Raw genomic sequence first — 13,743 nt, forward strand, 5'->3', positions numbered from 1 at the left:
CGACAATCAGGCAAACTTCTTCTGGACTTCGGCCGACACGTTGGCCGGCGCTTCAGCGTAGTGCGAGAACTGCATCGTGAAGGTCGCGCGCCCCTGGCTCATGGAGCGCAGGTTGTTCACGTAACCGAACATGTTCATGAGCGGCACCATCGCGTTGATGACGTTGGCATTGCCGCGCATGTCCTGGCCCTGGATCTGGCCACGACGCGAGTTCAGGTCGCCGATGACCGAGCCGGTGTAGTCTTCCGGGGTCACCACCTCGACCTTCATGATCGGCTCGAGCAGAACCGACTTGCCCTTCTGCAGCGCCTCGCGGAAAGCCGCACGAGAGGCGATTTCGAAGGCCAGCGCCGACGAGTCGACATCGTGATACTTGCCGTCGACCAGCGCCACCTTGACGTCGACCACCGGGAAGCCGGCGACAACGCCCGCGCCCAGCACGCTCTCGATGCCCTTCTCGACGCCCGGGATGTATTCCTTCGGAACCGCACCGCCGACGATCTTGGACTCGAACACGTAGCCGCCGCCCGGCTCGTTCGGCTCGACCACGAGGCTCACGGCCGCGAACTGGCCGGTACCACCGGTCTGCTTCTTGTGGGTGTAGTCCACGTTGGCCGGCTTGGTGATGCGCTCACGGAACGCCACCTGCGGCGCGCCGATGTTCGCATCGACCTTGTAGGTGCGCTTGAGGATGTCGACCTTGATGTCGAGATGAAGCTCGCCCATCCCCTTGAGAATGGTCTGGCCCGACTCGTGATCGGTCGACACGCGGAAGGACGGATCCTCCGCGGCCAGCTTCGCCAGCGCGACGCCCAGCTTCTCCTGGTCGGCCTTCGACTTCGGCTCGATCGCGATCTCGATGACCGGCTCCGGGAACTCCATCTTTTCCAGGATCACCTGGTTGGACGGATCGCACAACGTGTCACCGGTGCGGGCTTCCTTGAGGCCTGCAAGAGCGACGATGTCGCCGGCATAGGCTTCCTTGATGTCCTCGCGGTTGTTCGCATGCATCAGCAGCATGCGGCCGATGCGCTCCTTCTTCTCGCGGGTCGAGTTCACGACACCGGTGCCCGAGGTCAGGACGCCCGAATAGATGCGGCAGAAAGTGATGGTGCCGACGAACGGGTCGTCCATGATCTTGAACGCCAGCAGCGCCAGCGGCTCCTTGTCGTCCGCCTTGCGCACGACCTCGTTGCCCTTGTCGTCGGTGCCCTTGATCGCGGGCACGTCGAGCGGCGACGGCAGATAGTCGACGACGGCGTCGAGCAAGGGCTGCACGCCCTTGTTCTTGAAGGCCGAGCCGCACAGCACCGGATAGAAGGCGCCGGTCAGCACCGCCTTGCGGATCAGGCGCTTCAGGGTCGCCTCGTCCGGCTCGTTGCCGTCCAGGAACGCAGCCAGGGCGTCGTCGTCGAGCTCGACGGCGGCTTCCACCAGCTTCTCGCGATATTCCTTGGCCTGATCGGCGAGATCAGCCGGAATCTCGGCGTAGTCGAACTTCGCGCCGAGCGCCTCGTCGTTCCAGACGATCGCCTTCATCGTCACGAGATCGATGCAGCCCTTGAAATTGTTCTCCGCGCCGATCGGCAGCTGAATAGCCACCGGCTTCGCGCCCAGGCGATCGACGATGTCGGACAGGCACTTGAAGAAGTCGGCGCCGGTCTTGTCCATCTTGTTCGCGAAGACGATGCGCGGCACCTTGTACTTGTCGCCCTGACGCCAGACGGTCTCGGTCTGCGGCTCGACGCCCTGGTTGGAGTCGAGCACGCAGACGGCGCCGTCGAGCACGCGCAAGCTACGCTCGACCTCGATGGTGAAGTCGACGTGACCGGGGGTGTCGATGATGTTCAGGCGCTTGCCGTTCCAGAACGCGGTGGTCGCAGCGGAGGTGATCGTGATGCCACGCTCCTGCTCCTGCTCCATCCAGTCCATCGTCGCGGCACCTTCGTGCACTTCGCCGATCTTATGGCTCTTGCCGGTGTAATAGAGGATGCGCTCGGTCGTGGTCGTCTTACCGGCGTCGATATGCGCCATGATGCCGAAGTTGCGATAGTCTTCGATGGCGTGTTGGCGGGGCATGGGTGTGTTCCCTGATTTCCGTCGGTTTCGCCGTTACCAGCGATAGTGCGAGAAGGCGCGGTTGGCTTCAGCCATCCGGTGCACGTCTTCACGCTTCTTCACGGCGTTGCCCCGGTTATTGGAGGCATCGAGCAGCTCCGCCGAAAGCCGCTCGGTCATCGTCTTCTCGTTGCGGTCGCGCGCGGCCGAGATCAGCCAGCGGATGCCCAGCGCCTGCCGGCGGGTCGAACGAACTTCGACCGGCACCTGGTAGGTCGCGCCGCCGACGCGGCGGGAGCGGACCTCGATGGTCGGCATGACGTTTTCGAGGGCCTGCTCGAACACCGTCAGCGGGCTCTGCTTGGTCTTGGCCTCGATGATGCCGAACGCGCCGTAGACGATACCTTCGGCGACCGACTTCTTGCCGGCGTACATCACCGAGTTCATGAACTTGGTGACAATGATGTTCCCGAACTTCGGATCCGGAAGCACTTCACGCTTTTCGGCTGAATGGCGACGCGACATGTGATCTTGTTCCCGCTTCTCTCGAACGTCTTACTTCGGACGCTTCGCGCCATACTTCGAACGGCGCTGCTTACGGTTCTTGACGCCCTGGGTATCCAGCACGCCGCGGAGGATGTGGTAGCGCACGCCCGGCAAGTCCTTGACGCGACCGCCGCGGATCATGACCACCGAGTGCTCCTGCAGGTTATGGCCTTCACCCGGGATGTAGCCGATCACCTCGAAGCCGTTGGTCAGGCGCACCTTGGCGACCTTACGAAGCGCCGAGTTCGGCTTCTTCGGGGTCGTGGTGTAGACGCGCGTGCAAACGCCACGCTTCTGCGGCGACTGCTGCAGCGCCGGCACCTTCTTGCGCGACTTCTGCACTTCGCGCGGATTTGCGATCAGCTGGTTGATCGTCGGCATCTTGGCCTTCACCCTTCTCAACGTTCGCACGGAGACCGCGACCGGCTTCCGCAAATTCTGTTCGAGGTTCCCCGCCTCACCGGGCCGTTCGCGCGATCAAAACCCACGCAAAACGAAATCGCGCCAACCGTTCATCGCTGAACGGAAAGCGCTTGACGCCACAGAGGACCGCGATCACCACCAGTCAGCTTGCGCTGGCGGGCGGCCTACCGAGGTCATGCATCCGAAATTGGTCTCAGGAGAACGAGCTCGAGAGATCTAATATCGTTTTGGCATTGCCTAGCTATGATCGACAGCGTTTGAGCGGCATTCGTCGAGGGTGGTGCCCGTCCCACCCTGTTCTGGGTGGTCTGGGTGATCCGTACCGACGCTGGCGAAGCTCACCGCCTGTCGTTGAGTGCCGGCCTTTTATAAGCGGTAAATATCCAAGTCAAGCAAAACGACGCCGCAGGACGCTCAAAGAAGCGCTTCTGGCCGCTGCAGTTTCCGCTCCGACGGTGCCCCAGCGTCCTAAGGTATCTGTAGACCGCAGAGCCCTGCCCGCGCCTGCGCAGTCACCTCTCCGACCCGGGACATATCCAGAGACATTGAAGATAAGGCTTTTTTCGGCTTTGGCCGACAAGGATGGCGCCAAGACGAGGCGCCCGGTGACAGAATATACCGATATTGCGATCATTGGCGGCGGCTTGGCCGGCGCGATCACGGCCGCCATGCTCGGGCGTGCGGGCATCCCGGCGATTCTGGTCGATCCCCATGCGATCTACCCGGCCGACTTTCGAATCGAGAAGATCTCCGGTGCCGGGCAGATCGACCGGTTCCGTCGCACCGGGATCGCCGACAAGGTGTTAACCCAAGCCACCCTGGCCCCGGAGAACTGGATCGCCCGATTCGGCTACGTGCTCGAACGGGCGCCAGTCCAGCAATATGGCATCCTGTACGATACGCTGGTGACGGCCGTGCGTGACGAGATCCGTGGCCCTGTGACGCGAATCGTCGCCAAGGCCGTGGCGATCACGCCAGGCGAGGATCGCCAGTCGGTCGTGCTGTCCAACGGGCAGACGATCTCGGCCCGCCTCGTCGTGCTCGCCAACGGGCTGAACGTTGGGCTGCGGCACATGCTGGGAATCACCCGCAAGATCACCAGCCCTGCCCATTCCGTCTCGATCGGCTTCGACCTGACGCCGGTCGGCCGCGCCGCCTTCCCGTTCCCGGCCATGACCTACTTCCAGGAGCGGGCCGGCGCCCGGGTGCCCTACATCACCCTGTTCCCGATCGGCGAGCGCATGCGGGCGAACCTGTTCGCCTATCGCGAGGTAGATGATCCCTGGCTGCGGGCGATCCGGCGCGCCCCGGTCGAAACGCTGACGGCCGCCCTGCCCGGCCTGCGGCGGATCACCGGCGGGTACGCCGTGAGCGGCGAGGTGAAGGTCCGGCCCGCCGATCTCGCCATCAACAGCGGGTACCGCATGCCGGGCGTGGTGCTCGTCGGCGACGCCTTCTGCACCACTTGCCCCGTCACCGGCACCGGCTCCGACAAGGTGTTCACCGATGTCGAGCGCCTCTGCAACGTCCACATTCCGCGCTGGCTGGCGACTTACGGCATGGGCGAGGCCAAGATCGCGGCCTTCTATGCGGACCCTGTCAAGATGGCCTGCGATGCGTGGTCGCTCGAGAAGGCCTGGCGCTTCCGCGAGGTCTCGACCGGCACCGGACCCTATTGGCTGGCGCAGCGCTGGGCACGCTTTGCAGTCTCGCTCGGCCGCGGCACGCGGCAGCGGCTGACGAAGACCATTGCGCCGCTCAACGCTTATTCCTCGTCGTCGTCATCATCCTCATCGTCGTCTTCATCGCTGTCGTCGTCGGCCTGATCGGCCCGGCTCGGCTGGTGGCCCTGGTCGTCCCACAGCTTGCGATAGACACCGTTCTTGACCAAGAGCTCGGCGTGGCTGCCGCGCTCGATGGCGCGGCCGCCGGAGATGACGATGATCTCGTCCATCTCGACCACCGAGGTCAGGCGGTGGGTAGACCAGATCATGGTGCGGCCCTTGGCGACCTTGAGCAGGGTGCGGTTGATTGCGGCTTCCGTGGTCTGGTCGAGCGCCGAGGTCGCCTCGTCGAGCAGCAGCACGGAGGGATTGCGGATGATGGCGCGGGCGATTGCGATGCGCTGGCGCTGGCCGCCGGACAGCGTGTCGCCGCGCTCGCCGACGAGCGTGTCGTATTTCTGCGGCAGGCTCATGATGTAGCGGTGGATCTCGGCCTTCTTGGCCGCCTCCTCCACCTCGGCGTCGGTGGCGCCCTCCTTGCCGAGCCGGATGTTCTCCCGCAGCGACATGTTGAACAGCATGTTCTCCTGGAACACCACGGCCATGCTGCCGCGCAGCGAATCGCGCGTGACCCTGCGGATGTCGACGCCGTCGATGGTGACGCGGCCTTCGTTGGGCACGTAGAGTCGCAGGATCAGGTTGAGCAGCGTGCTCTTGCCCGAGCCCGACGGACCGACGATCGCGATCCGCTTGCCGACGTCGAGCTTGAGGCTGAGATTGTCGAGCACCGGCGTCTGGCTGCCCTCGTACTGGAAGGTCACGCGCTCGAAGGTGATGTCGTGGCTGATGCGGGGCAGATCCGGCGCGCCCGGCCGGTCGGCGCCGCGGGTCGGCTCGTCCAGCAGCTCCTGCATGTGCCGGATTGCGGCCGCCGAGGAGATCGACACCGGCACGAAGTGCATGACATGGGCGATGTTGTAGGACACCTCCCAGAACGCGCTCTCGAAGGTGACGAAGGTGCCGATCGTGATCTGGCCCTTGGTGGCGAGATAGGCGCCGAGGGCGAGCACGACGAGATGCAGCAGCAGCACGGAGATCGTGACGGTGCGCTCGACCATGGTCGACAGGAACATCGCATCCGCCATCTTGCGCCGCGCCGCGTCGTTGCGGAAGCTGAACCAGCCGAATACCTTGCGGTGCAGGCTGAAGGCCTTGATGACGGCTTGCGCCGCGATGTTCTCCTGGATCACGCCGAGCAGCGACGCCTCGTTCAGCTTCTGCTCGTAATTGGCCTGAACCGCCTTCGGCGTCAGGATGCGCGGGCCGATCAGGGTGATCGGAAACACCAGCAGCGCGATCGCAGCGAGCTGCCAGTTCAGGAACAGCATCAGAATGATGCCCGCAATCAGCTCGAGGAACGGCAGCACAGCGCTGTTGGCGAAACTCTTCACGACGTTCTCGAACGCCGACATGTCGACCGAGAAGCGCGACAGGATCTCGCCGCGCTTGGTGCGCTGGAAATAGGCGGCCGGCAGGTTCTGCACGTGGTCGAACAGACGGGTGCGGACATCCGAGATGACGCAGGCCGCCAGACGCGCATCCCAGCGCTCGTAGAGCACGGCAACGATCGAGGTGAAGATGCCCGCAACGGCCAGGACGCCGAGGATGCGATAGAGCGCCTCGAAATCCTCCTCGCCGAGCGCATCGTCGATCAGGAACTTGAGGCTGAGCGGCATGATGACGTTGAACAGCGTCTCGATCAGGACGCCGATCGACACGAAAGCCAGCATCTTCTTGTATCTGGCGAGCAGCGGCGAGACGAAGCCGTAGATGGTCGCAAGCGCACCGGCGGCCTCGCGGGCCGTGTAGACAACGAGATCCTCGTCGTCGTCATCATCGTCGAGGTCGAGGCCGGCCTCTTCGCCGTCCTCCTCGTCATCGTCCTCGATGACATCAGCCTTCTCGGTCGCCGACGTCTTCGCTGTTCCGGGTTTTGGAACGGCAGGCACGGCCGCCGCCGGCCCCCGCTTGTCCAAATCATCGGCAGGATCAGCTGCCGTTGCGGACGTCTGATTTCGCGGCGGTGAAGATTTGGGCGCCATTCAACGAACCGATCCTGCACGGCCAGCATGACCGTAACGGATTAAAGCGGCTCGGCTTTAACACCTGTGTCCGCCGGCCGCCAGCATTCTCGCGACACGGTGCCGCAGCGGCCGCGACCAAGACGCGGCCCTGTCACGCAACCAGCACAGTCACAAGCGCCGCGGACGCAAGACAGCATCGAGATGCCGGGTTCAACGCCCGCGACCTTGGCTCGAAATGACGGCGGCTGTGCCGCAAGCCTAGTCCTCGTCCTCGACCTTGTCGAAGAACGAATAGCGCAGGCTGTCGGCGTCGGCGTACCACTGACCGGGCCCCTTGTTGGCCGCGAGCGTCGCAGCCCACACCTCGTCGGTGCAATCGCGGCGGTGCATGGCCAGATCAAACCCGTTGCCGAAGAACAGCTCCGACCACTCCCACCAGGTGCCGAGCTTCTTGACCCCACGCAGCAGGTCGTAGCGGTCGACCAGCGCCGGGGCCATGTCCGAGGTGATCGAGCCGAACACGAGGCCGGTCTTGACGACGCGGTTGAGCTCGCGGATCGCGCGCGCAACCTGCTTGTCACCGAGGTGGCAGAGGCTGGTCTCGAACACGAAATCGAACTCACCGGTTTTGAACGGCATGTCGGTGATCGAGCCGAGCTTGTTGTACTTCTTCAGCGCCTTCGGCGTCTTGCCGTGGATGTAGCGGTTGTTCTCTATGCCCCAGGCATCGATGCCGCGCTCGCGGAGCGCACCCACCAACTCGCCGCTCGCGGAGCCGGCGACCAGGAGCTTGTAGCCCTTGCCCTTGCCGGCCCGGTTCCAGACGATCTTGATAAGGCTGGTCAGATAGTCCGGATCGGTGAACTGCGACCACGCTTCGCTGTACGGCCCCTGCCCGCGATAATTGTCGAAATAGTCGCGGTCGATCTTGTCCGATAGCGGCATCTCGGCCTGCGAGCGGGCGCGGCGCAGCCGCATCATCTCGGTCAGGATGATGTCGGTGGCCGCATCCGAGGAATCGAGCAGCCCGTTCAAGGTCGAGTCGAACAGGTAGTCTCCGACCACGACGATACCGGGGTGCTCTTTCGGCTCAGGCCGGTGATTGGTCATGACGTCGCGCACCGGCAGACCGCCGGGCAGCGCGTTGACCGACGACAGCCAGCGATGGATCTTGCCTTCCATGAAGTGCGCGCGCGCATCGCCGAGCGCCGCCGGGAGCGACTTCAGGGCGGCATCGATCAGCTCCTGGTCCGACAGGTTGGCGAAGGCGAGCGCATCCGAGCCCGCGATCAGCCAGTTCAGCACGCCGTGCTTGCCGACGTCGTGGCGCGAGCCCTCGTTGTAGATGCAGCAGCCGCCGAACGCTTCCGACATGAACCAGGAGCCAGGGATCTTCTCGCCCCAGAACGGCTCGTCGAACAGGATCGAGACGCGCAGATAATGCGCGGGACGATCGAAATAGGCGATGTGCTTGACCATGGACTGGCGCAGCTTCTCGCCGTCCCAGCCGACCGTCGACAGCCAGGAATGCGGCAGACACACCAGCACGAGATCGAACTCGCGCGTCTCCGGCCCCTTGCCGTTCATCATGTTGAGCCGGTAGCGGCCCTGCTCGGTCTTGCCGATGCGGAGCACGCGATGATTGAGCTGGATGTCGGCATCGACCTCCGAGCGAAGGCACTCGATCAGCTGCTCGTTGCCGTTCTGGATCGAGTACAGGCCGATATAGTCGTCGATATCCATCACGAAGTTCTTGAGCGCATTGAGGCCGTTGGTGTTGTGGGCCTCGGTCGCGAGGTCGGAGCGCGACATCACCTTGAAGAAGCGCTTGGCCGTGGGATCCTCGACCTCCTCGTCGAGCAGCTCTTCGCAGGTCTTGTAGGCCCAGGGGTGCTCGTTATCGTGGGCGCCGACGCCTTCGTAATATTCGACCGGCGACATCACCTCCGTACAACGCTTGCGGAACGCCTCGACGGCAGCGGCCGTCTTCGGGCCGTACTTGCGGCGCAGCCCGGGCACGTCGTCGAGCAGCTCGCCGTCGAGCTGGACCTGCAGCGCATCCATCGGAATCGTCTGCAGACCGAAATGCTGGATCAGCTCGCGCAGCGGATCAGGGCCGGTCATCGAGTAGTCGTAGATTTCTGCGACACCAGCCTCATACATCGCCGGTGCGGTATCGAACTTGCGCGTCACGATCTTGCCGCCGAGCCGGTCGGATGCCTCGAAGATCGTCACCTTGCAGAGATCGCCGAGTTTGCGCCTCAGGTACCAGGCGCTCATCAGTCCACCCGGACCGCCACCAACAATCGCAAGGTCAAGCATCGAAGTTCCGCCATCTCCGGCTGTCAGCGACGTTGCCGGTCGTCCATATCAGGGGTCCTGCCACCCTCGGGGCTCGATCGGCCATAGCGTACCCGGCCCGCAAAAGATTTGCGCCGGAGCAAATCGGCGCATCGCCACGGGAGTCGACGGAAATCAGCTCAGCGGATCTGATGCTTCCAAAAGCGCCTCTGTCCCTGAAGGGAAGATGAACAACGGGGCAGCAGCGCGGCAACAGGAGAAGAAAATGTCAAAAAAAGGCCGGCAACCGCCGGCCTTTTCTACGCGTGATGAACGCACGGCAGACCCCAACACCGTCAGGGTCTGCCGCAATCGTCCGTTTACTCTGCCGGCGGCAGAGCGAGCGGCTGAGGCTCGGGCTGCGCCGGCACGATCGCCGCCTGCTTCTCGCGCTCGTCGAGAATCAGCTTGTCGCGCTTCAAGGCGACTTCGCGGATGCGGGCCATCGAGGCGCCGGTGCCAGCCGGGATCAGACGACCGACGATGACGTTCTCCTTGAGGCCCTCGAGCGGATCGATCTTGCCGTTGACCGCCGCCTCGGTGAGGACGCGGGTGGTCTCCTGGAATGAGGCCGCCGAGAAGAACGACCGGGTCTGCAGGCTCGCCTTGGTGATGCCGAGCAGAACCGGAGTGCCTGTGGCCGGCTTCTTCGCCTCCTCCACGGCTTTCGCGTTGAGCAGGTCGAACTCGATCTTGTCGACCTGTTCGCCCGAGATCATGTCGGTGTCGCCCTGGTCGGCGATCTCCACCTTCTGCAGCATCTGACGGACAATCACCTCGATGTGCTTGTCGTTGATGAGCACGCCCTGCAGCCGGTAGACCTCCTGGATCTCGTTGACCAGATAGGCCGCGAGCTCCTCGATGCCCTTGATCGCCAGGATGTCGTGCGGCGCGGGGTTGCCTTCAACAATGAAGTCGCCCTTCTCGACGATGTCGCCATCCTGCAGATGGATGTGCTTGCCCTTCGGAATCAGGTACTCGCGCGGCTCCTCGGTCTTGTCGACGGGCTCGATCGAGATGCGACGCTTGTTCTTGTAGTCGCGACCGAACCGGATGGTGCCGGCGATCTCAGCGATGATCGCGGCATCCTTCGGCTTGCGCGCTTCGAACAGCTCCGCCACCCGCGGCAGACCGCCGGTGATGTCGCGCGTCTTGGCGCTTTCGGTCGAGATACGCGCCAGGATGTCGCCTGGCTTCACCGTCGCACCGACGTCGACAGAAAGAATCGCGTCGACCGACAGCATGTAGCGGGCATCGCCGCCGCGGGCGAGCTTGAGCACCTTGCCGTCCTTGCCCTTGATCACGATCGCCGGACGCAGATCCGCGCCACCGCGCGTTCCACGCCAGTCGATGACCACGCGCTTGGCAATACCGGTGGATTCGTCGAGCGTTTCCGAGATCGACAGACCTTCGGTCAGATCCTCGAACCCGATCGTGCCCTCCGCTTCCGTGAGGATCGGGCGGGTATAAGGATCCCACTCGGCGATGCGCTGGCCGCGCTTAATCATGTCGCCGTCGTCGACGTGCATGCGCGAGCCATACTGGATACGGTGCGTCGCACGCTCGGTGCCGTCGGGGTCGACGATCGTCACGACCATGTTGCGGACCATCGCGATCAGGTGACCCTCGCTGTTGCGAGCGATCGACTTGTTCCTGATGACCACCTTGCCTTCGAAGTTCGATTCCACGAAGGACTGCTCGTTCAGCTGCGCCGCGCCACCGATGTGGAAGGTGCGCATCGTCAGCTGGGTGCCGGGCTCACCGATCGACTGCGCGGCGATGACGCCGACAGCCTCGCCATGATTGACCGGCGTGCCGCGCGCCAGATCGCGGCCGTAGCACATCTTGCAGATGCCGTTGACAAGCTCGCACGTCAGCGCAGAGCGGATCTTCACCTCCTGCACGCCAGCCTGCTGGATGGCGTCGATGTGGCTCTCCTCCATCAGCGTGCCGGCCTTGACCAGCACGGCGTTGGTCGCGGGATCACGCACGTCATCGCAGGGCACGCGGCCCAGGATGCGCGAGCCGAGCGAAGCCACGACCGTGCCGGCATCGACGATGGCGCGCATCTTGATGCCAAGATGGGTGCCGCAATCGTCCTGCGTGATGATGCAGTCCTGCGCGACGTCGACCAGACGACGGGTCAGGTAGCCCGAGTTCGCGGTCTTCAACGCGGTGTCCGCGAGGCCCTTGCGGGCGCCGTGGGTCGAGTTGAAGTACTCGAGAACCGACAGACCTTCCTTGAAGTTCGAGATGATCGGCGTCTCGATGATCTCACCCGACGGCTTGGCCATCAGGCCGCGCATGCCGGCGAGCTGACGCATCTGGGCCGGCGAACCACGCGCGCCGGAATGCGACATCATGTAGATCGAGTTGATGTCGGCATCCGCCCCCGTCGCCGTCTTCTTGGTGACGGAGATCTCCTTCATCATCTCCTTGGCGATCTCTTCGCTGGCCTTCGACCAGGCGTCGACGACCTTGTTGTACTTCTCGCCGTGGGTGATCAGACCGTCATTGTACTGCTGCTCGAAATCCTTCGCCAGCGTACGGGTGGTGTCGACGATCTTCCACTTGCCCGCTGGCACGACCATGTCGTCCTTGCCGAACGAGATGCCCGCCTTGAAGGCGTTGTAGAAGCCGAGCGCCATGATGCGGTCGCAGAAGATCACCGTCTCCTTCTGGCCGCAGTGACGATAGACCTGATCGATCACGCCCGAGATTTCGCGCTTGGTCATCAGCTTGTTGATGACCTCGAACGTGACGCGCGGATGCTTCGGCAAGAGATTGCCGAGCATGACGCGGCCCGCGGTGGTTTCGATCCAGCGCTTGGCGACCTTGCCGGTCTCGTCCATGCCCTCCCAGCGATACTTGATCTTGCTGTGGAGATGGATGGCCTTGGCGTGCAGCGCATGCTCGAGCTCGGCCATGTTGCCGAACGCCATGCCCTGGCCGGGCATGCCTTCGCGCATGATCGAGACGTAGTAGAGACCGAGCACGATGTCCTGCGACGGCACGATGATCGGCTGACCATTGGCCGGATGCAGGATGTTGTTGGTCGACATCATCAGGACGCGCGCTTCCAGCTGCGCCTCGAGCGACAGCGGAACGTGGACGGCCATCTGGTCGCCGTCGAAGTCGGCGTTGAACGCGGAGCAGACCAGCGGGTGCAGCTGGATCGCCTTGCCCTCGATCAGCACCGGCTCGAACGCCTGGATGCCGAGGCGATGCAGCGTCGGCGCGCGGTTCAACAGCACCGGATGCTCGCGGATGACCTCGTCCAGGATGTCCCAGACCTCGGGGCGCTCCTTCTCGACCAGCTTCTTGGCCTGCTTGACCGTCGTCGACAGGCCCTTGGCATCGAGCCGCGAATAGATGAACGGCTTGAACAGCTCGAGCGCCATCTTCTTCGGCAGGCCGCACTGGTGCAGGCGCAGCTCCGGACCGACCACGATGACCGAGCGACCGGAATAGTCGACGCGCTTGCCGAGCAGGTTCTGACGGAAGCGGCCCTGCTTGCCCTTGAGCATGTCGGCGAGCGACTTCAACGGACGCTTGTTGGCGCCGGTGATGACGCGGCCGCGGCGGCCGTTGTCGAACAGCGCATCCACCGCTTCCTGAAGCATGCGCTTCTCGTTGCGGATGATGATGTCGGGCGCGCGCAGCTCCATCAGCCGCTTCAAACGGTTGTTGCGGTTGATGACGCGACGGTAGAGGTCGTTGAGGTCGGAGGTCGCGAAGCGGCCGCCGTCGAGCGGGACCAGCGGCCGCAGGTCCGGCGGGATCACCGGCACCACGGTCATGATCATCCATTCCGGCTTGTTGCCGGAGTGGCGGAAGGCCTCGACGATCTTCAGACGCTTCGCGAGCTTCTTGTGCTTGATGTCGGAGTCGGTCTCCTGCATCTCCGCACGCAGCGTCTGCTCGAGCTTCTCCAGCTCGAGGCCGCGCAGCAGCTCACGGATGGCCTCCGCGCCGATCATGGCGGTGAAGCTGTCCTGGCCGTATTCGTCCTGCGCCTTGAGGTACTCGTCCTCGGACAAGAGCTGACGGTCCTTGAGCGCGGTCAGACCCGGCTCGAGAACGACGTAGTATTCGAAATACAGGATCCGCTCGAGATCCTTCAGCGTCATGTCGAGCAGCAAGCCGATGCGCGACGGCAGCGACTTCAGGAACCAGATGTGCGCGACGGGAGCGGCGAGCTCGATATGGCCCATGCGCTCGCGCCGGACGCGCGACAAGGTCACCTCGACCGAGCACTTCTCGCAGATGATGCCCTTGTACTTCATCCGCTTGTACTTGCCGCACAAGCACTCGTAGTCCTTGATCGGCCCGAAGATACGGGCGCAGAACAGGCCGTCGCGCTCGGGCTTGAAGGTGCGGTAGTTGATCGTTTCCGGCTTCTTGATCTCGCCGTAGGACCAGGACAGAATCTTCTCCGGAGACGCAATCGAGATCCGGATCTGGTCGAAGACCTGAGCCGGCGTCGTCGGATTGAAGAGATTCATAATTTCTTGGTTCATCGTATTCTCCTCGCGGGCCGATCGGGGGTCGGCCGCAAATTCGAAAAT

7 protein-coding genes are annotated in these 13,743 nt (G+C 63.6%); 1 reads left to right on the plus strand and 6 read right to left on the minus strand.

Features of this window, described 5'->3' with window-relative positions:
* Window positions 1-6 precede the first annotated feature (6 nt).
* The 3 genes from fusA to rpsL are packed head-to-tail and all read right to left on the minus strand — an operon-like array spanning window position 7 to window position 2,985.
* Complete coding sequence (gene fusA / locus QW881_RS06490) at window positions 7-2,079, minus strand: elongation factor G (RefSeq protein ID WP_315737597.1); 2,073 nt, start codon at window positions 2,077-2,079, stop codon at window positions 7-9.
* Window positions 2,080-2,112: 33 nt separating this feature from the next.
* Window positions 2,113-2,583 (minus strand): 30S ribosomal protein S7, encoded by a 471-nt coding sequence (gene rpsG, locus QW881_RS06495; protein WP_006611835.1) that lies wholly within the window; start codon window positions 2,581-2,583, stop codon window positions 2,113-2,115.
* A gap of 30 nt (window positions 2,584-2,613) precedes the next feature.
* Window positions 2,614-2,985, minus strand: coding sequence for a 30S ribosomal protein S12 (gene rpsL / locus QW881_RS06500; protein ID WP_006611834.1), 372 nt, complete (start codon window positions 2,983-2,985; stop codon window positions 2,614-2,616).
* Between the two features lie 647 nt (window positions 2,986-3,632).
* Here rpsL and QW881_RS06505 point away from each other — a divergent pair.
* Complete coding sequence (locus QW881_RS06505) at window positions 3,633-4,853, plus strand: NAD(P)/FAD-dependent oxidoreductase (protein WP_315754205.1); 1,221 nt, start codon at window positions 3,633-3,635, stop codon at window positions 4,851-4,853.
* On the opposite strand, the gene QW881_RS06510 is transcribed toward QW881_RS06505, so the two are convergent.
* The 3 genes from QW881_RS06510 to rpoC all read right to left on the minus strand — a co-directional run bounded on the left by QW881_RS06510 (window position 4,793) and on the right by rpoC (window position 13,695).
* Window positions 4,793-6,853 carry an ABC transporter ATP-binding protein gene (locus QW881_RS06510; RefSeq protein WP_315754203.1) on the minus strand — a complete coding sequence of 687 codons (2,061 nt, stop codon included), beginning with the start codon at window positions 6,851-6,853 and terminating at the stop codon, window positions 4,793-4,795. The genes QW881_RS06505 and QW881_RS06510 overlap by 61 nt on opposite strands.
* Before the next feature lie 240 nt (window positions 6,854-7,093).
* Entirely contained in the window at window positions 7,094-9,157 is a 2,064-nt protein-coding gene (locus tag QW881_RS06515; RefSeq protein WP_315754202.1) for an FAD-dependent oxidoreductase, read from the minus strand.
* A gap of 338 nt (window positions 9,158-9,495) precedes the next feature.
* Window positions 9,496-13,695, minus strand: coding sequence for a DNA-directed RNA polymerase subunit beta' (gene rpoC, locus QW881_RS06520; RefSeq protein ID WP_315737593.1), 4,200 nt, complete (start codon window positions 13,693-13,695; stop codon window positions 9,496-9,498).
* Between the last annotated feature and the right edge of the window lie 48 nt (window positions 13,696-13,743).

Origin of the sequence: Bradyrhizobium sp. SZCCHNS3016, assembly GCF_032484535.1 — a bacterium.
Lineage (GTDB): Bacteria > Pseudomonadota > Alphaproteobacteria > Rhizobiales > Xanthobacteraceae > Bradyrhizobium.